The sequence below is a fragment of the Brevundimonas sp. genome, assembly GCF_035999125.1.
GTDB lineage: Bacteria > Pseudomonadota > Alphaproteobacteria > Caulobacterales > Caulobacteraceae > Brevundimonas.
This window is the reverse complement of record NZ_DASYGX010000014.1, coordinates 1-22,505: the sequence shown is the minus strand read 5'-3', so window position 1 is coordinate 22,505 and position 22,505 is coordinate 1. Positions and strand designations below refer to the sequence as shown.

Sequence of the window (22,505 nt, the reverse complement as noted above, 5' to 3'; positions counted from 1 at the left end):
ATCCCTCCTCGACGCGTCGGGCGTCGTGGGCCAGCGTAGCCGAGGCGGCCGATTCGCCCCACGGCCGCCGGGAGAGCCGGACATGCGCATCGCCATTGTTGGAACCGGCGGACTGGGCCGAGAAGTGGCGGCGCTGGCCGTCGAGCAGGTCCGCGACCAGCTCGGCGACGTGAGCGACGCCGTCGTCTTCGTGCCGAAGAATCCTGCGGACGACGCACCCGTGGCGGGCTTCCCCACGCGCGCCCTGGCCGACATCGAGGACGATCAGGCCCTGGTGGTCGCCGTCGGCGATCCCGAGGTGCGGCGGCGCATCGTGGAGGAAGAGGCGGCGGGCCGCCGCTTCGGCAGCGTCATGGCCGACACCGCTCGCCGTCGAGGCCGCAGCGAGATCGGCGAGGGCGCCGTTCTGTGCGACGGGGTGGTGATCACCGACGACGTCCGCATCGGTCGGCATTTCCTGGCCAATCCGCATGCCTGCGTCATGCACGACTGCACGATCGGCGACTTCGTCACCCTGGCGCCGGGAGCGACCGTGAACGGAAACGTCGAGATCGGCGACGGCGCCTATGTGGGCGCGGGCGCGGTGATCAAACAGGGCGCGCCGGGGCGGCCGCGTCGCATCGGGGCCGGCGCGGTGATCGGCATGGGGGCAGTGGTGACGCGCGACGTCGCCCCCGGCGAGACCGTCGTCGGCAATCCGGCGCGTCCTCTGAAGCGCTGAGGTCAATCGGCCAGCGCCGCGCTGGAAGGCAGGTTGATCACCGAAGCTTCTAGCCTTTCCGCGACGGGCAGCGGCGCGCGGGGGCAGCCGGCGTACATCGGCAAGCGGTGCATCAAGGTCCAGATAGGCCGAGCCTGAATGCCTGCGGCGTTGAGCGCGGCAAGAAGGTCGTCGCGGACAGCGCGGTCGGGGCGGTCGAGGATCAGGCCGTTCAGCCAGTTGTTGGGTCGCGTCCCGGTCGGCGACGAGAGCGGCCGCACGCCTTCGACCGCCGCAAGGGCTTCGGCGTAGCGATCGGCCAACGTCCGCTTGCGGGCCAGCATGTCGCCCAGCCGTTCCAGCTGAGCGACGCCGAGCGCGGCGTTGAGGTTCGGCAGGCGGTAGTTCCACCCGACCTCGTCATGGTCATAGACCCAGCCGGAACCACGTCGCGCCGTGGTGGTGAGATGTTTCGCGCGGGCGGCACGTTCAGGATCGCAGGTCAGGATGGCCCCGCCGCCGCCCGTGGTGACGATCTTGTTGCCGTTGAAGCTGAGCGTGCCGACCAGCCCCTCGCCGCCGACGTGGACGCCGTCGCGGAACGACCCCAGCGCCTCGGCCGCGTCTTCGACGACCGTCAGGTTCCAGCGCCGGGCGACGGCCAGGAGACCCGTCATGTCGGCCGGGAAGCCGAACACATGGGTCACGGCCAAGGCGCGGATCACGGCGTCGGTCGCGCGGTTGACGCAGACGCCGTCGCGCAGCTCCGCGACCTCGGTCAAATGGGCTTCGAGCGACGCTGGGTCGACCGCAAGGGTGACGGGATCCGCATCGACGAAGTGCGGCGTCGCGCCGGCATGGCTGACCGCGTTGGCGGTGGCGACGAAGGTCAGGGCGGGACACAGCACTTCGTCGCCCGGACGGACGTCCGCCAGCAGATACGCCATGTGGAGGGCCGAGGTGCCGTTGCTGACGACCACGGCGTGGGGGATGCCGGTGACGTCCTCCAGCATACGCTCGAACCTGTCCACGTAGGCGCCCACCGACGAGACCCAACCGGAGGTGACGCAGTCGCGGACATAGGTCTCCTCGTTCCCGCGGAACTCAGGCGCATGCAGCGGCAGGTCGCCGGGCCCGGCGACGTCTCGGACGACGGCGATCAGCCGGTCGACCAGATCGGTCACAGGACGTACTCCCCGGGCCGATAGGCCGCGAGGTTGGCCGGGTCACGGAACCAGGCGACAGTCTTCTCCAGCCCACGTGCGAAGCCGTCTCGTCCGGCGTGTGCCGGGCGCCAGCCGGTCAGGGCGCGCATCTTCGAGGAATCGCTGAACAGGCGTTCCACCTCCGAGAGGGCGGGGCGCAGGCGGGCGTCGTCGGCCTCGATCCCCACGTTCCGTCCCATCACCTCGGCGATCAGGGCGGCGAGGTCGCCGATGGAGATTTCGAACTCGGAGCCGACGTTGACCACCTGCCCGATCGCCGCATCGCAGGCGGCAAGGGCCGGGAAGGCGGCGGCGGTGTCGTGCACGAAGGTGAAGTCGCGCGTGGGGTGCAGGGCGCCCAGCCGCACGCGGTCGGCGCCGGCGGCGATCTGGGTGATGACCGTCGGGATCACGGCGCGGGCGGACTGGCGCGGGCCATAGACGTTGAAGGGCCGGATCACCGTCACCGGCGTGCCGAAGGCGGCGTGGAAGCTGAGCGCGATCTGGTCCGCGCCGATCTTGGTCGCCGAATAGGGCGACTGGCCTTGAAGCGGATGATCCTCGGTCATCGGCACGAAGCGGGCGGTGCCGTAGACCTCGCTGGTGGAGGTGACGAGCACGCGCTCGGTTCCCAGTTCGCGCGCCGCCTGCACCACGTTCAGCGTGCCGCGCACGTTGGCGTCCACATAGGCGTCGGGCGAGGAATAGCTGTAGGGAATGGCGATCAGGGCTGCCAGGTGCAGCACGACCTCGCAGTCGCGCATGGCGTCGCGCGTGCCGTGCGGATCACGGACGTCGCCGGCGACGAATTCCACACCGTCCAGCGCACCCGGCGCCGACCGGTCCAGCCAGCCGCGCGTGCCGAAGCTGTTGTATTGCGTCATCGCCCGCACGCGATGGCCGTCGGCCACCAGCCGCTCGACCAGATGCGAGCCGATGAAGCCGTCTGCGCCGGTGACGAGGATGCGCTTGTCGTTGAGGTCCATGGGCGTTCCGCGGGCCTGACTGTCGACCCCGGCCCAATGGTGACCCGACATGGTAAACGACCCGCGAAGACGGCCGCGTTGCGCGGCCTGATGCGCGCTGCTTCAATGGTCGTCCGGTTTGCGTCCCGAGAGGCCCGCTTGAGCTCCGAACACTCGCTTCCGTCGGAGCGCCTTCACGACTGGCTGCTGCGTTTCGCCTATCCGCTTTGGGCCGGCGTCGGGATCGACGTCGACGGCGGATTCTTCGAGCGGATCGATGCGGAGACGAGGCCCGTTCGAGGTCCGCGTCGGGCGCGGGTTCTGGGCCGTCAGATCTACAGTTTCGCCCGGGCGCCGCTGCTGGGTTGGAAGGGCGACGCAAGGGCGCTGGTTCGGCATGGTCTCGCGACCCTTCCCCGGTTCCTTCGTGACGACGGCCTGGCGCATGCGCGCATCGACGACATGGGACGTCCGATCGACGAGCCCATCGACCTGTATGACCAGGCCTTCGTCCTGTTCGGTCTGGCTCACGCCCTGCCCTTCGCCGACGATCCGGCGGAGATCGCGGCGACGGCGCGTCGGATGCGCGAAGGACTTCTGGCCCACGCCCACCCGAACGGCGGGTTCGAGGAGGCCGTCCCGCGGACCCTGCCGCTGAAAGCCAATCCACACATGCACCTGTTCGAGGCCGGGCTGGCCTGGGGCGAGGTCGAGGGCCGGCCGGACGGCGCGGCCTGGGACGCTTTCGCGGACGGGCTGGCGGAGCTGGCGCTGCGTCGGTTCGTCGATCCGGACACGGGCGCGGTGCACGAGTTCTACGACGGCGACTGGAAAAGATTGGCGGGCGAACGCGAGATCATCGAGCCGGGCCACCAGTTCGAATGGGGCTGGCTGCTGGTGCGATGGGGCGCCGCGCGTGGACGGCTGGACGCGGTGCGGGTCGGCGAGCGCCTGATCGCGCTGGGTGAAGCGCACGGGCTTGATGCCGCCACGGGCGTGACCGTCGGCGAACTGGACGGCGCGCTTCGCCCTCGCCCCTTCCATGCTCGGCTGTGGGCCCAGGGCGAGCGGGTCAAGGCGTGGGCGCAGGCCGCTATGCGGGCGACGGACCCCTCGCGTCGCGCCATGGCGCTGGACCGGATGGAAGGGGCGGCGGAGGCTCTGGAACTGTTCCTGAAAGGCCCGCCGCCGGGGGCCTGGCGCGACCGGATGGGGCCGGACCGGGCGATCATCGAAGAGGCCGCCCCGGCCAGCAGCCTGTACCACATCGTCGGCGCGGTGGAGGAAGCGGCGCGCGCCCGAGGACGGCTCTAGGCTGCGGGAACAGGCGGCGGCGTGGGCGCCGGCAGCAGCCCAGGGACGCTGCCCGGCGGGTTCATGCCCACCATGTCCTTGAGGAACCCGTTCGGACTGAGCGTTTCGTGCGACGGCGTGCGTAGGCCCAGGCGCTGGGCCACGTCGGCGACGAAGGCGATGCAGTTGCGCTTGTTGAGATTGTAGCGCGAGCCCTCGGGCGTGCCCCACCAGTCGATGCGGCCCGTGATCTGGTGGAACGCCTCGTCCGAGATCTCGACGCTGAGATAGGGGACGCCCTCGGCCAGATAGGCGGGCTCGGGCTCCTTCAGGATGCCGGGGCCGGAAAACAGCAGCAGCTGCGGGCCGGGACTGCGGGCGGTGAAGCCGACGGCGCGATCGACGGTCTCGCCCGTGTCCAGCGTGCCGTGCAGGCGCAGATAGGCGTGCGGGAAATAAAGCCAGCCGCCACGGACCTGGGCTCCTTCGTGGCCGTAGAAGGTCACGGTGACGGCGGCCGCGACGGGGCCGGCGATCAGCCACAAGGCGAGGCCGGCGAAGAGGACGGCGAAGCCCCGTCGGGTCAGGTCTATGCGCATGGCCCCACCCTGCCCCGATCGCCGGAAGCGGGGAAGCCCCCGGCTCAGTGGCCGGCCGGGGTTCCCGCGCCGGCCAGTCCGTGAGTTCGGGCCCGCGAGGCGGCGAAGGCGAAGATCACCAGCAGCAGGTATCCGACCAGGGGCACGAAGAAGACCGGGTTCAACGTCGCGGAATTGTCTGCGATCTGGCCCGCGATCAGCGGCAGAATCGCCCCGCCGATGATGCCGAAGACCAGCAGGCCCGACGTGGCGGGCACCGGAGCGGTCGATCGCTCCAGCGTCAGGGTGAAGATGGTCGGGAACATGATCGAGTTGAAGAAGCCGATGGCGATGGCGGCATAGGCGGCCGTGACGCCGCTGGTCTGGGTCACAACCAGGCACAGCGCGGCGGCGACCGCGGTGTTCACGACCAGGATGGTCGCGGCGGGAATCCTGGTCAGCATCAGCAGGCCGCCGACCAGACGCCCGACCATGGCCCCGCCCCAATAATAGGCCACCATGCTTCCGGCCGCGGCCAGGGGAATGTTCAGGATTTCCGGGCTGTGCAGGAAGTTGGTCAGAAGGTCGCCGATCGTGACCTCCGATCCGACGTAGACGAAGATGGCCAGGGCGCCGAACACCGCCCAGGGCGACTTCAGGGCGACCAGCGGCGACATCCGGTCCTCGGAGGTCGGCACAGGGGCGGCCGCGGTGATCGTCTTGCGCGCCGAGAAGATGAAGCCGGCCACGACCGCGAAGAACAGACCCACGGCCAGGAAGGCAAAATCGATGCTGCGCAGGCTCTCGGCACGGCTGGCCGCATCGGCGATGACGGCGTCGGCGGCGAAGACGCCCCCGGTCAACAGGATCGGCGCGGCGATCAACGGCCCCAGGGTGGTGCCCAGCGAGTTGAAGAACTGCGAGAAGTTCAGCCGCGCGTGCGAGCTCTTGGCCGAGCCCAACGCCGCGACCAGTGGGTTGGCGCCGACCTGCAGCAAGGTGACGCCCGAAGCGATCACGAAAAGCGCGATCAGCACGCCGGGATAGAAGTCCGCCAAGGTGGCGATGGGCACGATCAGACAGCCGGCGACCATGGTCACCAGGGCCACGATGATGGCCCGACTGTAGCCCAGACGGCCCAGGATGGCCGCCGCCGGGATCGAGGCGATGCCATAGGCGATGAACCAGGCGAAGGTCGTCAGGGTCGCCTCGGTGTAGCTGAGCTCGAACACGCGCCGAACGGCCGCGATCAGCGGGCCGATCAGGGAGGTCACGAAACCCCAGGCGAAGAAGAGCGTCGTCACATAGGCGAAGGCCAGGCCCGTGCCCTTGGTCACGGGCGGCGTCTGGCTGGGCGTGTCTGTCATGTCGGCGTTTCCCCCTTGCAGGTCCGGCGCCCCCGCGCGCGATCCGCTTCCCGCCCTTGGTTCCACGACGGCGCGGCGGGGTCCAGCGCGTTTCGGCCGTCGGTAACGAAATGTGGCCGCACGCGCCCGAGGCCTGTCCGGCGGTGGGCGTGACGCGGCGGCCACAGGGCGCGACGACGCGACTTCATGGCCGGAGCCCTGCGTTCGAGAATTCGCCTTCCTAAACGGCGGACAGCGGCCGCGCGGAGCGAGGAGAGCACAGAAAACCTTGATTTCGCGAACGCTTCCGGCGGAGGCCGCGCCGCGCGCACATCGCCGGATCGTGACGATTAATCCGAGTACGATATAATCTCCACATCTTATTCATAAAGTATTTGACCCAGACCTTATGACCAATCATCAGCACTCGGATCAGTCTTCGCAGAAGATCACATAAGCGTCACGCCAACATCGCAATGCGTGACTAAGCGACCCTCCCGGGGTTGCTGGGCCGAACCGGTGCGCGGGTGACCCGTCCATTCATTCCGAGGGGTTACCCAAGATGCGTTTCACCAAGATCCTGATGGCCGGCGCGGCCACCCTGGCCCTGGCCGCCTGCGGCTCCGCGGAAGTCGCGTCCCCGGGCGAAGGCGACTTCGGCGGCGGCACCGGCGGCGGCACGGGCGGCGGCGGCGGCACGGGCGGCGGCACGACCCCGGCCACCTGCCCGACCGGCACCACCAACGTCGGCACCATCACCGCCGCGGGCGGCGCTGTGCTGCGCAACTGCCAGCTGCCGAACCTGATCGTCGGCGGCCTGTCGCTGGATAACCTGACGGGCGTCATCTACTCGGTCTCGGGCCGCGTCGACGTCGGCTCCGACCGCGGCGCCAACCCGGCCGCGCCGATCGCCGGCTCCCAACAGGGCATCCTGACCGTCGCGCCGGGCGTGCGCGTCTTCGGCTCGGGCGGCCTGGACTACATCGTGGTCAATCGCGGCTCGCAGATCTTCGCCGAGGGCACCGCGACCAACCCGGTGATCTTCACCAGCCGCCAGTCGATCGAAGGCACCACAAACGCCGATTCGATCGGTCAGTGGGGCGGCCTGGTTCTGCTGGGCCGCGCGCCGATCGCGGCCTGCCCGGCCGGCGTCACCGCGCCGAACGTCGCCTGTGAGGCCCAAGTCGAGGGCACGAACGCCTTCTACGGCGGCAACACCGCGGCCGACAACACCGGCCGCCTGCGCTACTTCCGCCTGATGCACTCCGGCTTCCAGATCCTGCCGGGCAATGAGTTGAACGGCATCACCGTGGCGGGCGTCGGCAACGGCACGGTCATGGAATACATCCAGGTCCACAACTCGTCGGACGACGGCATCGAGCCCTTCGGCGGCACCGTGAACTTCAAGTACGTGGTTCTGACCGGCAACGACGACGACAGCTTCGACACCGACACCGGCTATCGCGGCAACGCCCAGTTCATGATCATCCGTCAGGCCGCCGCGCGCGGCGACCGCGGCTTCGAGTTCTCGGCCGCCGGCAGCTCCAGCGCCACGCTGTTCACCCGTCCGACCATCTCGAACCTGACCCTGATCGGCCGGACGGACAACGGCGGCGGCGACGCCATCGTGCTGAACACGGGCAATGCCCTGCGCCTCTACAACTCGGTGGTGACCAAGGCCGGCACGGGCACCTGCTTCGACATCGACGACGCGGCGACCGTGACAAACGCGCCGACGTTCAACTCGGTGTTCCTGACCTGCGGCACGCTGTATCGCGTCGACACCAACCAGGACGCGGCCACCGCGGGCATCTTCACCACGGGCGCCAACAACGCTTCGGGCACGTCGACGCTGAACGGCGTGGTCAACGGCGCGAACGAGACGGCCCGTCCTGCCACCGCCGTCGCCGGCCTCGACCCGTTCTTCGTCAACACCACCTACATCGGCGCCGTCCGCGACGCCGCCGACACCTGGTACAACGGCTGGACCTGCGGCATCGCCACCGGCTCCACCTGCTGATGATGCGCCCTGGGGGGCGACCGCGACCGCGGCCGTCCCCCACGTCGTTCCGTGTCGAAACCATAGGACCAAGGCGCCGATCATGAAGACGCTTACCAAGACTCTCAGCGGGCTCCTGCTCGCCGGCACCGCCCTGACGGCGCCTGGCCTGGCGCTCGCCCAAACCCCGCCTCAGGATCCGGTACCGGCGGAAGCCCAGGACCCCGAATCCCAGGAGCCCGAAGAAACCCAGGTCGACGAGATCGTCGTTCTGGGCCGCTTCATTCCCGAGCCGCTGCGCGAAACCTCCGAGGTCGCGGCCTTCCTGACCGAGGAAGACCTGGAGCGCACCGGCGACGACAACGCCGCCCAGGCCCTGACCCGCGTGACCGGCCTGTCGATCGTCGAGGGCCGCTTCGTCTATGTGCGCGGCCTCGGCGAGCGCTATTCCTCGGCCCTGCTGAACGGCTCGCCCCTGCCCTCGCCCGAGCCGCTGCAGCGGGTCGTGCCGCTGGACCTGTTCCCGGCCTCGGTGCTGGAAGGCGTGACCGTCCAGAAGACCTATTCGGCCAACTATCCGGGCGAGTTCGGCGGCGGGGTCATCGACCTGCGCACCGTCGGCGCCCCGCGCGAACCGTTCCTGAACTTCCAGGTTTCGGTCGGCGGCAATCTGGAGACGACCGGTCAAGAGGGCTTGATCTATTACGGATCGCGCACCGACTTCACCGGCTTCGACGACGGCACGCGCGACGTGCCGGGCCTGCTGGGCGACGCCATCGCCACCGGCAACCGCGTCGCTGCGGGCCCGAACTTCACCCAGGCCCAGCTTCAGGCGATCGGCCGCGACTTCGTCAACGCCCCGCTGAACCTGCTGCAGACGCAGGACTACATCCAGCCGAACTTCGGCGTCGAACTGTCGGGCGGCCGGTCGTGGCTGGTCGGCGGCGGCGACTTGGGCGCGGTGTTCGTGGCCAGCTACGACAACGACTGGCGCACGCGCCAGGGCATCCAGCAGGAAGGTCGCCTGGACGTGAACCAACTGGTCGTCCAGACCGATTACGACGTGCGCTCGACCGAGAACGACGTCGGTCTGAACTTCCTCGGCGGCCTGAGCTGGCAAAACGAGTTCCACGAACTGAAGTGGACGAACCTCTACGTCCGCCGGACGACCAAGGAGGCACGCTCGCGGGAAGGCGTCGACTTCGCCGCCCCCGGCACGGGCGAAGTGCGCGACGACTACACCGAGTGGTTCGAGCGCACCCTGTTCTCGACCCAGCTGGCCGGCGAGCACGACCTGATGGACGGCGCTCTGGAGCTGTCGTGGCGCGGGGCCTACGCCCAGACCACCCGCGATTCTCCCTACGAGAAGGTCATCCGCTACGGCCTGGGCGCCGACGGCGTCTACCGTCACGACGGTGAGCAGTATCGCAACTCCACCAGCTTCTCGGAGCTGGAGGACGAGATCCTGAGCGCCGGCGCGGACTTCGCCTGGACCACCGCCCTGTCCGACGCCCGGGATCTGACCGTGCGCGGCGGCGTGGCCTGGATGGACAACACCCGCGACGCCGAACGCCGCGATTTCCGCTTCTACGCAGCCGGCGGCTCCATTCCGCTGGACGTTCAGGACAGCCGCGTCGACTATCTGTTCTCGGACTTCAACATCGGCCCGCTGCTGTGGGAGCTTCAGGAAATCACCCCCTCGGGCGGCGCCGCCGCCTATGAGGCGGGACTCGAGACCCGCGCGGCCTATCTGCAGGTCGAGGCCGAGGTGGTGCCTCTGGTCAGCGTCTCGGGCGGCGTCCGCTACGAGGACGCCGAGCAGTTCGTCAGCCCGCGCGACCTGTTCGGCGGCGCCCTGGTGTTCCAGCCGACCGCTCTGGAGAACAGCTACTGGCTGCCGTCGGCGACCCTGACCTGGAACTTCGCGGAGGACAGCCAACTGCGCCTCGGCGCGTCCAAGACCATCGGCCGGCCACAGTTCCGCGAACTGGCTCCGCAGCAGTACCTGGATCCCGACAACGACCGTCTGTTCTTCGGCAACCCCTATCTGGTGGATACCGAAATCCTGAACCTGGACGCCCGCATCGAATACTACTTCGCGCGCGGCCAGTATCTGACGGGCGGATTCTTCTACAAGGATCTGGAGAACCCGATCGAGTCGTCGATCAACGATCTCGGCTCGGTGACCCAGCAGACCTACCTCAACGCTCCGCAGGCCATCCTGTACGGCGCCGAGTTCGACGTGAAGAAATACTTCGAGTTCCCGGACTCGGAGTGGAGCTTCATCGCCGACAAGCGCTGGCTGGTTCAGGCCAACTACACCTACACCGAATCCGAGGTGCAGGTGGACGCGGGCGACGTGGTGTTCCCGCTGTCGGCCCAAGGCGTCGCCCGGCCGGCGTCGGACTACATCATCGACGGCAGCCGCCTGCAGGGTCAGTCCGAACACCTGGCCAACGTGCAGTTCGGTTGGGAAGACGACGTGGCCCGGTCGCAGGCGACCCTGCTGGTCACCTATGTGTCGGAGCGCTCCTCGGCCCGCGGCCGTCCGGGCGAGCCGGACCTGATCCAGGAGCCCGGCGTGATCCTGGACTTCGTCTACCGCAAGGACTTCGAGTACGCGGGCCGCGACATGGGCCTGGCGATCGAGCTGCGGAACCTGCTGGACGAGGACTATCTGGAATACCAGGAGCTCGGCAACCGGATCACGGCCAACGGCTATGACCTGGGCCAGAGCGGCTCGATCAGTCTGACCACCCGCTTCTGATCCCGATCAGAACGACCTGAGACGCGGCCGGTCCCTCGGGACCGGCCGTTTTCTTTGGTCAGGCGAAGACGTAGGCGGTCTGGGTCCAGGTGTAGAAGTCGGCGGCGGCGTAGCCCTGCTCGCGCGGGCCGAAGCTGGACTTCTTCGTGCCGCCGAAGGGCACGTGATAGTCGACCCCGGCGGTGGGCAGGTTGACCATGGTCATGCCGGCGCGGATGCGGCGCTGGAAATCCGTCGCAAGCTTCAACGACGTGGTCACGATGCCCGACGACAGGCCGAACTCGCCCGCGTCGGCGACGGCGAAGGCTTCCTCATAGTCCTTCACGCGCACGACCGAAACGACGGGCCCAAAGACCTCGTTCGTGTTGATCCCCATGTCCGGGACGGTGTCGACGATCAGGGTCGGCGGCACGTGCCAGCCGCGGGGCGAGAGGCTGAGGCGCTCGCCGCCGGCGACGATGCGGCCGCCCTCGTCGCGGGCGGTCTCGATCCAGCGGTGGACGGTCTCCATCTGGTCGTCGGTGGCGGCGGGGCCGACCTGGGTCTGGGGGTCCAAGGCGTGGCCGACGCGAAGGGCCGTGGCCTTTTCCGCCAGCGCCGCGACGAAGCGGTCGTGAATGCCGTCCTGCACGATCAGGCGCGAGGAGGCGGTGCAGCGCTGGCCGGTGGAGAAGAAGCCCCCGTCCAGCGCCACGGTCACGGCGCGATCGAGGTCGGCGTCGTCCAGCACCACCAGCGGGTTCTTGCCGCCCATCTCCAGCTGGCAGCGGGCCTGGCGCGCGGCGCAGCCCGCGGCGACCCCCGCGCCGACGCTCTGAGAGCCGGTGAAGCTGACTCCGTCGACGTCCGGATGGTCGACCAGCGCCTGTCCCACCCGGCCGCGACCGATGACCAGGTTGAAGACGCCGTCGGGGAGACCGGCCTCGTGCAGGATGGCGGCCAGAGCCTCGGCCGTCGCGGGCGTGGGACCGGCGGGCTTCATCACCACGGTGTTGCCGAAGGCCAGCGCCGGCGCCGCCTTCCATGCAGGGATGGCGATGGGGAAGTTCCAGGGCGTGATCAGGCCGAACACGCCCACGGCCCGACGCCGCGTGCGCACGGAGACCCCCGGACGCACGGAGTCCAGCGCCTGACCGTGCAGGCGCACCGCTTCGCCGGCGAAGTATCTCAGGATGCGCGCGGCCCGCCCAGTCTCGCCGATCCCCTCGGCCAGGGTCTTGCCCTCCTCGCGCGACAGCAGGCGGCCGACGGTCTCGCGACGGTCCCACAGGATCTGGCCGGCGCGATCCAGCACGTCCGCCCGCGCCTCGGGCGACGCCTCGCTCCAGGCCGGGAAGGCGGCGCGGGCGGCGGCTACGGCGGCGTCGACCTCGGCCTGGCCGGCGTCCGGGAGACGGGCGACGACCTGGTCGAGATCGGAGGGATTTCGCCGTTCCGACGGGCGGTCGACCGCGACCCGCTTGCCCCCGATCCAGTGATGGAGGTCCAGCGGGGCGTCGGTCATGGCGAGGGTCCGTAAGGGCGGGCGACCCGGCCGGCGCGAACCGACCGGGTCTGGATGCGCCTTACTGGACCGGACGGCCGTAGACGTCCACCACGCGGACCTCGCCGATGTTGAGCGCGCGCAGGCGCGGCTCCAGCACAGCGCGGTCGCCGACGACCACCCACACCGTCGGCCCATCGCCCACGATGGTCCGGGCGGCCTCGGTCACCGTCGCGGGCGTGGTGGCGGCGATGCCGGCGGTGGTGCGGTCGAAGTAGTCCTCCGGCAGGCCGTACACCACCATTTGGGTGAGATCGCCCGAGACGGCGGCGTTGGTTTCCCACTGACCGGCGGCGCCCAGGATCAGGTTCGACTTGTGCGCGGCCAGTTCCTCGTCGGTGATCGGACGCCCGGTCAGGACCTCGGTCAGCTCGCGGTCGATTTCCAGAACGCTCTCGGCCGTCTTGTCGGACTGCACCCCGGTCGAGACCAGGAACAGACGCTCGCCGCGGGTTCCGCGGACGCCGGAACCGGCCCCATAGGACCAGCCCTTGTCCTCGCGCAGGTTCATGTTGATGCGGCTGGTGAAGGCGCCGCCGAGGGCGGTGTTCATGGTCGTGATCGCCGGTTCGGTGGCCGGATCCAGAGCCGGCACCAAGCGGCCCGCGGTGATGGTGGACTGGGGACCGGCGCGGTCGACCAGATAGATCACCGGGCCCGTCGATGCGGCGGCCGGGGCGGCGGTCTGGCGCTGCGGCACAGGCGCGGCCGGCGCGGTCCAACCGCGGAACCGCGCTTCCAACAGCGGCGTCAGTTCGGCGCGGGTGACGTCGCCGACCACGACCAGGGTCGCGTTGTCCGGACGGAACCAGGCCGTGTGATAGGCCTCGGCGTCGGCCGGCGTCAGGGCCGCGACCGTCTGTTCCGTGCCGGCGCTGGGCCGACCGTAAGGGTTTTCGAACCCGTACAGCGAGCCGGCCAGGACGCGGTTGGCCACCGCGCCGGGGTTGCGGTCGGCCTGCTGGATGCCGGCCACCTGCTGCACGCGCGCCCGGTCGAAGTCTTCCTGACGGAAGGCCGGGTTCAGGATGACGTCGGCGTAGAGGTCGAGCGACTCCTCCAGTCGCGAGTCGATGGCGGTCATGGAAATGCTGGTGGCATCGACGCCCGAGCTGCCGCCCAGGGTGGCGCCCAGCAACTGCAGCCGGTCGCTGATTTCCAGGGCGTCGAGGTCGTCCGTGCCGCTGGTCATGACCTGGGGCGTCAGGACGGCCAGGCCGGCCTTCTCCGCGCCCTCGCCGGCCGTGCCCGAGTCGACGATCAGATTCATCGAAACGGTCGGCACCCCGGTGCGCGTGGCCAGAACGACGTCCAGGCCGTTCGACAGTTCGAACCGCTCGAACGCGGGGAAGTTGGCGGTCGGCGTCGCGCCCGGGGTCGGCATCGCCGAACGATCCGCGCCCGTCGCGGCGGCGGCGTAGTTCGGGAAGGGACGCACTTCCAGGGTGTAGGACCCGTCGGTCAGCCACTCGCGGCCGGCGGCGACCAGATCCTGCGGACGGGTGGCCAGCAGGCGCGCATAGCTTTCGCGCCAGTGGTCGGGATTGCCGTGGAACACCTCGCCCTGGGCCAGACGATCGGACTTGCCGCCGAAGCCGCCGATGCGCTCCAACCCGCGCACAAGGCCGGCGCCGGTCGAGGTGCGGGCCCGCTCCAGTTCATTGGCCGTCGGGCCGTCGCGCAGCAGGCGGCCCAGTTCCTCGTCGACCACGGCCTCCAGCTCGGCCAGGTCCTGGCCGGGCTTGCCGGTGATGGTGATGATGAACTGGCTGCCGACCTCGCCCTCGTTGACGAAGGCGCCGACGCCGGTCGCGGTCTGGTCGTCGAACACCATCCGTTTGAACAGGCGCGAGTTGCGGCCCGACGTCAGGACCTGGGCGATCAGGCCCAGGTGCTCGGTTTCCGGGTCGCCCGCCGGCGGCACGTTCCAGACCTTGTACAGGCGCGGCTGACCGACGCGGTCGTACATGACCTCGCGCTGCTCGCCGCTCATGCGCGAGATCATGCGCTCCGGCTGGGTGACGGGCGGGCCGGGAGGGATGTCGCCGAAGTAGTAGGTGACCTTCTGCAGGGCCTCTTCCGGCGAGATGTCGCCCGCCAGCACGATCACGGCGTTGGCCGGGCCGTAGTAGTCGCGGAACCACTGCTGCACGGTCGGCAGGTCGGCGGCGTTCAGGTCGTCCATCGAGCCGATGACGGTGTGACCGTACGGATGGTCGTCCGGATAGGTGGCGTCGGTGATCTCGTTGAAGACGCGGCCATAGGGCTGGTTCTCGCCCTGACGCTTCTCGTTCTGGACGACGCCGCGCTGCTCATCCAGGCGCTCCTGCGAGACGGCGCCCAGCAGGTGGCCCATGCGGTCGCTTTCCAGCCACAGGAGCGAGTCCAGCGCCGAGGTCGGCACGTTCTGGAAATAGTTGGTGCGGTCGCGGTTGGTGGTGCCGTTCTGGTCGGTGGCGCCCAGCAGTTCGGTGGCCTTGAAGAAGTCCGAGTTGAAGTTCTCCGACCCGTTGAACATCAGGTGTTCGAACAGGTGGGCGAAGCCCGAGCGGCCGGTCGGCTCGTTCTTGGACCCGACGTGGTACCAGATGTTGACCGCCACGATCGGGGCCTTGCGGTCCTCGTGCACGATCAGCGTCAGACCGTTGGGGAGCACGTACCGGGTGTAGGGGATCTGCACGTCCGGCAGGGGCGGCAGCTCCTGCAACGCCGGCTCGGCCTCTTCGACCGTGGCGACCGGCACGATGGAAGTGGAGTTCGGATCGACCTCCTGGGCCACGGCGGCTCCGGACAGAAGGGCGGTGGCGCAGACGCCGCCGATCAGCAGGCGGCGAAGGGTGGGCAGGCTCATGATGATCCCCCTGGACAAAGGCACGGCGTGAAGGGCGCAGGACGCGCGCGGTTCCGCATTCATGCCGCCGCGTCGCGCCCGCGCAAGGCCTCGAACATTGCGATTTCGTAACCAAGACGATTGCGGAGGTGCGACCGCGAATGGCCGAGGTGCGCTCTTGCCGAGGAGCGACCGAACGACCGGCCAAGCTGCAACGGTGCGGACGATTGTGCGCCGCACACGAAATGATTTGCCTGTTGCGCCGCGATAGGCTCCATTCCGGTTCCGCGGCCCGCATCGACGGCGCGGCCGACCTTTCCGCCCTCGCCTTCGGAGACGTCGCCGCCCATGACCCCCGCCGCCCTGCTGCCGCATCAGGCCGTGCTCGAGATCGACCCCGCCGCGACGGGCTGGATCCTGACCTCCACCGCCTTGGTGCTGATGATGACCCTGCCGGGGCTGGCGCTGTTCTACGGCGGCATGGTGCGGCGCAAGAACGTGATCGGCGCCGTCGCTCACTCCACTGCGGCCTTCATGGTCGTGACGGTGCTTTGGTTCTTTATCGGCTATTCGCTGTCGTTCGGCAGCGGCAACGCCCTGATCGGCGGGCTGGACGTGGCCCTGCTCAACGGGGTCCGGATCGACACCGCCCACTCGCTGGCTCCGGCCCTGCCGGAGTTCCTTTGGGTGGCCTATCAGCTGACCTTCGCCATCATCACGCCGGCCCTGATCGCCGGGGCCTTCGCCGAGCGCATGAAGTTCTCGGCCTCGCTGCTGTTCTTCGCCCTATGGCATCTGATCGTCTATGCGCCGATCGCGCACCAGGTCTGGGGCGGCGGCTGGATGGGCGCGGCGGGCGTGCTGGACTTCGCCGGCGGGGCGGTGGTGCACGTCAACGCGGGCGTGGCAGGCCTGGTCTGCGCCCTGGTGCTGGGGCCGCGGCACGGCTTCGGGCGGGACAATCTGGCGCCCCACAATCTGGCCTTCACGGCGATCGGCGCCGGACTGCTGCTGGTCGGCTGGATGGGGTTCAACGCCGGCTCGGCCTGGGCGGCGGACGGGATCGCGGCGGTGGCGGCGCTGAACACCATCCTGGCGGCCGCAGCGGCGGCGCTGGGCTGGCTGGTCGTGGAGTGGATCGATCACAAGCGCCCCACCCTGCTGGGCATGCTGTCGGGACTGGTCGGCGGCTTGGTGGGGATCACGCCGGCCGCCGGCTTCGTCGATCCAAAGGGGGCCATGGTGATCGGCGTGCTCTCCGGGGCCGCCTGCTGGTTCGGGGCGGTGAAGCTGAAAAACTGGCTCAAGTACGACGACAGCCTGGATGCGTTCGGCGTGCACGGCATGGGGGGCATCGTCGGCGCCCTGCTGACCGGCGTCTTCGCCACGGCGTCGATCAACGGCCTGGCGGACGGCGCCACGATCGCCAAACAGGCGTTGGGACTGGCGGCCGTGATCGCCTGGAGCGCGGTGGGCACGGGGCTGATCCTGCTCATCTGCCGCTTCACCACCGGACTGCGGGTGGACAAGGAGCAGGAGATCGAGGGCCTCGACTCCGCCCTGCACGGCGAAAGCCTGCACTGATCTGCCGCTGTTCCGCCGACTTCGGCGGGTCTATGGTGGAGCGTAAGGCCCGGACGTCGGGCGGCTGACGGATGCGTGCGTGTTCAAGCTGTTGCCGGACCGACCGGGCGTCGAGCCCCTGGCCGAGGCGCTGAAGGCCTGTCGGACCCACCTGATCTGGGCGGCGGCGTTCAGCGCCCTGGTCAACCTGCTGTACCTGACGCCCACCATCTACATGCTGCAGGTCTACGACCGCGTGGTGCCGACGGGCGGGATCACGACGCTGCTGCTGGTCACGGCGGTGGCGGTGTTCGCACTGGCGACGCTGGCGACGCTGGACTGGCTGAGGACGCGCATTCTGGTGCGCGCCGGCTTGCGGCTGGATCGGCAGCTGGCCGACCGCATCCTGGCGCGGATGATCGACCTGCCGGGCAAGGCGGGCGGCAATCAGGCCCTGCGAGAGTTCGACGCCGTGCGCACCGCCGTGTCGGGTCAGGGCGTGCTGGCGCTGTTCGACGCGCCGTGGACGCCGATCTATCTGGCGGCATGCTTCCTGCTGCATCCGCTCATCGGCGTGCTGACGCTGGTCGGGGCGATCGTGCTGATCGTTCTGGCGGTGATGAACGAGCGCGACGCGCGGCCGCGGCTTAAGCACGCCCACGACGCCCAGGTCGAAGCCTATTCCGCCCAGCAGGCCGTGGCGGAGCAGGCGGAGGTAGTGCGGGCGCTCGGCATGCGCCGCGCCGGCATCGCGCGGCAGGTTCGTCAGCGTCAGGCCGCCGCCGATCGCCAGGCCGACGCCCAGTTCACCGGCGGGCGCTACACCGGGGCGATCAAGTTCCTGCGCCTGCTGCTGCAGTCGCTGTCGCTGGGCGCTGCGGCGTGGCTGGCGGTCGAGGGGCAGCTGTCGCCGGGGGCCATCATCGCCGCCTCGGTGCTGTTGACCCGCGCCGTCGCGCCGATCGAGCTGCTGGTCGGGGCTTGGCCCTCGCTGGTGGCCGCGCGGACGGGGTGGAACACGCTGACCGACCTGTTCGAGGGCACGGCCGACGTCGACCGCCCGGTGACCGCTTTGCCCGCCCCGGCCGGTCGGCTGGCGCTGGAGAACGTCGCGGTGCGCCTGCCCGGCACGGAGCAGCCGCAGGTGCGCGGCGTCTCGCTGAAGCTGGAGCCGGGCCAGACGCTGGGCGTGGTCGGACCGTCGGGGTCGGGCAAGACGTCGCTGGCGCGCGCCATGGCGGGGGCGTTGAAGCCCACGGTCGGCACGGTGCGCCTGGACGGGGCCGAGTTCGACGCCCGCGAGGGCGACGAGCTGGCGCGCTACATCGGCTATCTGCCGCAGGTGCCCAGCCTGTTCGCCGGCACGATCAAGGACAACGTCAGCCGCTTCGCCGCGGCTGTGGGGGCCCCGCCCGCCGAGGTCGACCGGCTGGCGGTGGCGGCGGCGCAGGCGGCGGGGGCGCATGAGATGATCCTGCGCCTGCCCGAAGGCTACGACACCGTCCTGGGCCCCTACGGCGCCGGGCTGTCGGCGGGTCAGGCGCAGCGCGTCGCGCTGGCGCGGGCGCTGTACGGCGATCCGGTCCTGCTGGTGCTGGACGAGCCCAACTCCAACCTGGATCAGGAGGGCGAGGCGGCGCTGATGGCGGCGGTCAAGGACGCCGCGGCGCGCGGCGCGGCCGTCGTGATCGTGGCGCACCGGGCGGGCGTGCTGGCGCGCGTCGACCGCCTGCTGATGCTGAACGGAGGCCTGGTGGTGGCCGAGGGGCCGCGCGAGGAGGTGCTGGCCCGCATGCGCGGCCCGACGACGCAAGAGACCGCGGGCCGATGAGCGACCTGTCCTTTCCCCCGCTGAAGCCCGGCCCCACCACGCCCCCGGCCCCGACCGCCGACGCCCCCCTGCCGGACGCGCCGCGCCTGGAGATGCGTATCGGGCTGGCGGTGATCGTGGCCTTCTTCGTGCTGTTCCTGGGCTGGGCGGCCTTCTTCCCGCTGGACGCCGGCGCCTATGCCACCGGCCAGGTGGCGGTGTCGGGCAACCGGCAGGCCGTGCAGCACCGCGACGGCGGCGTGGTCAGCGCCCTGCGCGTGGCCGAGGGCGACACGGTCAAGGCCGGGCAAATTCTGATGGAAGTCGCCGGCGGCGAACTGCAGGCCACGGAGCGCGGTCTGGCGGGACAGGTGCTGGCGCTCCTGGCCCAGCGGTCGCGGCTGATCGCCGAGCGCGACGGTCTGGGCTCGGTGCCGACGCCGCCGGAGTTCGCGACCCTGCCGCCCGAGGACGTGCCCCTGGCCGAGGAGGCGCTGAGCCTGCAACGCCGCCAGTTCGGCGCGCGCAGCAGCGGTCGCTCGACCGAGCGCGGGGTTCTGGCGCAGAGGGTCAGCCAGTTGGAGCAGCAGCAGGCGGGCTTTCAGCGCCAGCTGACCGCCAATGCCGAGCAGCGCCGCCTGATCGAGGACGAACTGGCCGACGTGCGCCGACTGGCGGAGCAGGGCTATGCCCCGCTCAGCCGCGTGCGGGCGCTGGAGCGGCAGGCGGCCCAGCTGGACGGCGAGGACGGCAGTCTGCGCGCCCAGATCGCGCGGGTCGGCGAACAGATCGGCGAGACGCGATTGCAGATGACTTCGGTCGGCACGACGATGAACGAGGACGTCGCCGACCAGCTGAAGACCGTCGAGGTGCAGTTGAACGAGCTTCAGCCGCGCCTTGTCTCGGTCCGCGCCCAGATCGCGCGGAACCAGGTGCGCGCCCCGGTCGGGGGGCAGGTCGTGGGCCTGACCATCTTCACGCCCGGCGGGGTGATCCAGGCCGGTCAGACGCTGATGGAGATCGTGCCGGAGGACGCCAGCCCGGTGGTCGTGGCCGAGGTCGATCCGACCTTCATCGACAATCTGGAAGTCGGCCAGTCGACGCAGGTCATGTTCCCCGGCTTGCGCGAGGGCAATCCGCCGAGACTGGTCGGACGGGTGACCCGCATCTCGGCGGACGTGCTGACCGACGAACAGAGCGGGCGGCGCTGGTTCCGCACCGAGATCGTGGTGCCCGAGGCCGAGGTGGCCAAGCTGGGCCGGGCCGCCAGCGCCGTGCGGCCCGGCGCCCCGGTCGAGGTCGTGGTCCTGACCCGCAAGCGGACGGCGCTGCAGTATCTGTTCGAACCGCTGATGCGCGGCCTGTGGCGTTCGGGCAGCGAGCAGTAGGGTGAGGGACTAGGGATGAACGGTTCCGCTGATAGCCCGCCTTGTGATCCGCCCCCTCCCTGTTCCCTAATCCCTAGTCCCCGGTCCCTCCCTTCGCCTCCCGTCTGAACCGGTGCAGCAACGGCTCGGTGTAGCCGTTCGGCTGGACGGCGCCTTGGAACACCAGGGCGCGGGCGGCCTGGAAGGCCAGACTGGCGTCAGGGTCCGGGGCCATGGGGCGGTAGAGCGGGTCGGCCGTGTTCTGGGCGTCGACCTTGGCCGCCATCTTGAGCAAGGCCGCCTCCACCTGATCGCGCGTGCACACCCCGTGCGTCAGCCAGTTGGCCAGATGCTGGGACGAGATGCGCAGGGTGGCGCGGTCCTCCATCAGGCCGACGTCGTGGATGTCGGGCACCTTGGAGCAGCCCACGCCCTGATCGATCCAGCGCACGACGTAGCCCAGCAGGCCCTGGCAGTTGTTCTCGATCTCCTCGATGACCTCGGCCTGCGCCCAGTTGCGGCCGATCGCGAGCGGCGGGGTCAGCAGGTCGTCGAGCGACGGCACGGGGCGGGCCGCGATCTGGTCGCGCAGGGCGAAGACGTCGGTCCGGTGGTAGTGCAGGGCGTGCAGGGTCGCCGCGGTGGGCGAAGGCACCCAGGCGGTGTTGGCGCCGGTCTTCGGGTGCGCCGCCTTCTGATCCAGCATTTCGGCCATACGGTCCGGTGCGGCCCACATGCCCTTGCCGATCTGGGCCCGACCCCCGAGCCCGCAGGCCAGGCCGATCGCCACGTTGCGCGCCTCATAGGCGGCGATCCAGGCCGAGGTCTTGATGTCTGCTTTGCGCACCACCGGGCCGCCGCGCATGCAGGTGTGGATCTCGTCGCCCGTGCGGTCGAGGAAGCCGGTGTTGATGAAGACGATGCGGTCCTTCACCGCGTGGATGCAGGCCGCGAGATTGGCCGAGGTGCGACGCTCCTCGTCCATGACGCCGACCTTGATCACATGGCGGGCGAGGGCCAGCAGATCCTCGACCCGGTCGAACAGATCGTCGGTGAAGGCGCACTCGTCCGGCCCGTGCATCTTGGGCTTCACGACGTAGATCGAGCCGGCTCGGCTGTTTCGGAACCGGCCGAGACCGCGCAGGTCGTGTAGGGCGCACAGGGCGGTGACGATCGCGTCCAGCGCCCCCTCCGGCGCCTCGGACCCATCCGGAAGCAGAATTGCCGGCGTCGTCATCAGGTGCCCGACGTTGCGCACGAACAGCAGGCTGCGGCCGGGCAGGGTCAGGATCGAGCCGTCGGGGCGGGTGACGGCGCGGTCTGCCGCCAGCTCGCGCGTCAGGGCCTTGCCGCCCTTGTCGAAGGTCTCGACCAGATCGCCGCGCATCAGGCCCAGCCAGTTGCGATAGGCGGCCGTCTTGTCGGCCGCGTCGACGGCGGCGACGGAGTCCTCCAGATCGACGATGGTCGACAGGGCCGCTTCCAGCACCACGTCGGCGATCCCGGCCGGATCCGTCGCGCCGATGGGGTGCGAAGCGTCGAAGATCACCTCGACGTGCAGGCCATGGTGGCGGAACATCCGGCCCCGGTCCGTCTGGCCCACATACTGAGACGGGTCGGCGAGAGCGATCCCGTTCAGGTGCGGGTCGCGCAGCTCGGCCCAGGATCCGCTTTCCAGCGGCACGGCCTCGTCCAGAAACGCCTTGGCGCGGGCCACGACGCGGGCGCCGCGCGCCGCGTCGTAGGGCCCGGACGGCGGCAGATCGCCCAGCGCGTCCGTGCCGTAGAGCGCGTCGTACAGACTGCCCCACCGCGCATTGGCGGCGTTCAGCACGAAGCGGGCGTTCAGCGACGGCACGACCAGCTGCGGCCCGGCCAGGGTGGCCACTTCGGGATCGACGTCGGTCGTGGCCACGGTGAAGGGCGCCGGCTCGGGGACCAGATAGCCGATCTGCGTCAGGAACCGCCGCGTCTCCGCCGGATCGTGCGGCGCGCCCTTTCGCGCCTCATGCCAGGCGTCGATGCGCGCCTGCAGGTCGTCGCGCATCCCCAGCAGTTCGCTCCCGCGCGCCGTGGCCCACCCGAGGATGTCGGCCACGCCGCGCCAGAAGGCGTCGGGATCGAGTCCCAGCCCGACCATCGCCTCCTGCTCGACGAAGGCGGCCAGTTCGGCGTCGACCTGAAGTCCGGCGCGGTCGGGGGTCGGCATGAAGGCTCCATGGCTGGCTCGGCTGAAACATTCCGTGATGACGTGGGGGAAGTCGAGGGGTTCTGCGCCGCGGAGGCGCGCGGACGTCGCCGTCCGCGGCGTGCGGTGGGGGGCTTCGCGGACCTGGAGGTCCGCGCTCCTTTCTCGCCGACGCGCAAGCGGAGGTGCCCTCGGCCGAATGGCGGAAGGTGGGGCGGGCGGGCGGAGCGCCGGGCGCGGAGCCCGGATGAGGATTGAGTTTACCGTTTCGGCTTCGCGACGACGCTCCGCGCGGCTCGTCTGATCAGGAGCTGTCCGAGGTGGCCGGAACCACCGCATAGGGCCGCTGCT

At 70.0% G+C, this 22,505-nt stretch carries 15 protein-coding genes; 7 read left to right on the top strand and 8 right to left on the bottom strand.

Going from position 1 to position 22,505, the window contains the following annotated elements; genetic code table 11:
• Positions 1 to 82 precede the first annotated feature (82 nt).
• Positions 83 to 721 (top strand): acetyltransferase, encoded by a 639-nt coding sequence (locus VGN45_RS12580; protein WP_327462992.1) that lies wholly within the window; start codon positions 83 to 85, stop codon positions 719 to 721.
• 2 nt (positions 722 to 723) lie between these two features.
• Here the strand turns inward: VGN45_RS12580 and VGN45_RS12575 are convergent, their stop codons facing one another.
• Positions 724 to 1,884, bottom strand: coding sequence for a LegC family aminotransferase (locus tag VGN45_RS12575; protein ID WP_327462990.1), 1,161 nt, complete (start codon positions 1,882 to 1,884; stop codon positions 724 to 726).
• Complete coding sequence (locus VGN45_RS12570) at positions 1,881 to 2,891, bottom strand: NAD-dependent 4,6-dehydratase LegB (RefSeq protein WP_327462988.1); 1,011 nt, start codon at positions 2,889 to 2,891, stop codon at positions 1,881 to 1,883. Before VGN45_RS12570 ends, VGN45_RS12575 begins: the two co-directional genes overlap by 4 nt.
• A 138-nt stretch (positions 2,892 to 3,029) precedes the next feature.
• On the opposite strand from VGN45_RS12570, the gene VGN45_RS12565 reads away from it, so the two are divergent.
• Positions 3,030 to 4,184, top strand: coding sequence for an AGE family epimerase/isomerase (locus VGN45_RS12565; RefSeq protein ID WP_327462985.1), 1,155 nt, complete (start codon positions 3,030 to 3,032; stop codon positions 4,182 to 4,184).
• Here VGN45_RS12565 and VGN45_RS12560 read toward each other — a convergent pair.
• Positions 4,181 to 4,762: a hypothetical protein gene (locus tag VGN45_RS12560; protein WP_327462983.1), complete on the bottom strand. Its 582-nt coding sequence runs from the start codon at positions 4,760 to 4,762 to the stop codon at positions 4,181 to 4,183. The two genes, VGN45_RS12565 and VGN45_RS12560, sit on opposite strands and share 4 nt — an antisense overlap.
• A gap of 44 nt (positions 4,763 to 4,806) precedes the next feature.
• The gene (locus VGN45_RS12555; RefSeq protein WP_327462981.1) at positions 4,807 to 6,108 is read right to left on the bottom strand and encodes a sugar MFS transporter; all 1,302 of its coding nucleotides are present in this window, start codon (positions 6,106 to 6,108) and stop codon (positions 4,807 to 4,809) included.
• Positions 6,109 to 6,649: 541 nt separating this feature from the next.
• Between VGN45_RS12555 and VGN45_RS12550 the strand changes: the two genes are divergently transcribed.
• Together VGN45_RS12550 and VGN45_RS12545 are read left to right on the top strand one after the other, a co-directional pair.
• Positions 6,650 to 8,107: a hypothetical protein gene (locus tag VGN45_RS12550; RefSeq protein ID WP_327462980.1), complete on the top strand. Its 1,458-nt coding sequence runs from the start codon at positions 6,650 to 6,652 to the stop codon at positions 8,105 to 8,107.
• A gap of 82 nt (positions 8,108 to 8,189) precedes the next feature.
• Positions 8,190 to 10,853, top strand: a complete 2,664-nt coding sequence (locus VGN45_RS12545; protein WP_327462977.1) for a TonB-dependent receptor domain-containing protein — start codon at positions 8,190 to 8,192, stop codon at positions 10,851 to 10,853.
• 58 nt (positions 10,854 to 10,911) lie between these two features.
• Here the strand turns inward: VGN45_RS12545 and VGN45_RS12540 are convergent, their stop codons facing one another.
• From VGN45_RS12540 to VGN45_RS12530, 3 genes are all read right to left on the bottom strand, one after another.
• Positions 10,912 to 12,357 carry an aldehyde dehydrogenase family protein gene (locus tag VGN45_RS12540; RefSeq protein ID WP_327462975.1) on the bottom strand — a complete coding sequence of 482 codons (1,446 nt, stop codon included), beginning with the start codon at positions 12,355 to 12,357 and terminating at the stop codon, positions 10,912 to 10,914.
• Between the two features lie 61 nt (positions 12,358 to 12,418).
• Positions 12,419 to 15,247: a pitrilysin family protein gene (locus VGN45_RS12535; protein ID WP_327462973.1), complete on the bottom strand. Its 2,829-nt coding sequence runs from the start codon at positions 15,245 to 15,247 to the stop codon at positions 12,419 to 12,421.
• Between the two features lie 59 nt (positions 15,248 to 15,306).
• Positions 15,307 to 15,576, bottom strand: a complete 270-nt coding sequence (locus VGN45_RS12530; protein WP_327462971.1) for a hypothetical protein — start codon at positions 15,574 to 15,576, stop codon at positions 15,307 to 15,309.
• On the opposite strand from VGN45_RS12530, the gene VGN45_RS12525 reads away from it, so the two are divergent.
• The 3 genes from VGN45_RS12525 (at position 15,575) to VGN45_RS12515 (ending at position 19,987) form a co-directional block, all read left to right on the top strand.
• Complete coding sequence (locus VGN45_RS12525) at positions 15,575 to 16,810, top strand: ammonium transporter (RefSeq protein WP_327462969.1); 1,236 nt, start codon at positions 15,575 to 15,577, stop codon at positions 16,808 to 16,810. The two genes, VGN45_RS12530 and VGN45_RS12525, sit on opposite strands and share 2 nt — an antisense overlap.
• Before the next feature lie 79 nt (positions 16,811 to 16,889).
• On the top strand, positions 16,890 to 18,620 hold the full coding sequence (locus VGN45_RS12520; protein WP_327462967.1) for a type I secretion system permease/ATPase: 1,731 nt from the start codon (positions 16,890 to 16,892) through the stop codon (positions 18,618 to 18,620).
• Positions 18,617 to 19,987: an HlyD family type I secretion periplasmic adaptor subunit gene (locus VGN45_RS12515; RefSeq protein WP_327462965.1), complete on the top strand. Its 1,371-nt coding sequence runs from the start codon at positions 18,617 to 18,619 to the stop codon at positions 19,985 to 19,987. The genes VGN45_RS12520 and VGN45_RS12515 overlap by 4 nt, the downstream gene beginning before the upstream one ends.
• Before the next feature lie 73 nt (positions 19,988 to 20,060).
• Here the strand turns inward: VGN45_RS12515 and VGN45_RS12510 are convergent, their stop codons facing one another.
• A complete protein-coding gene (locus VGN45_RS12510; RefSeq protein ID WP_327462963.1) occupies positions 20,061 to 22,175 on the bottom strand; it encodes a malate synthase G in 2,115 nt (704 codons plus the stop codon).
• Between the last annotated feature and the right edge of the window lie 330 nt (positions 22,176 to 22,505).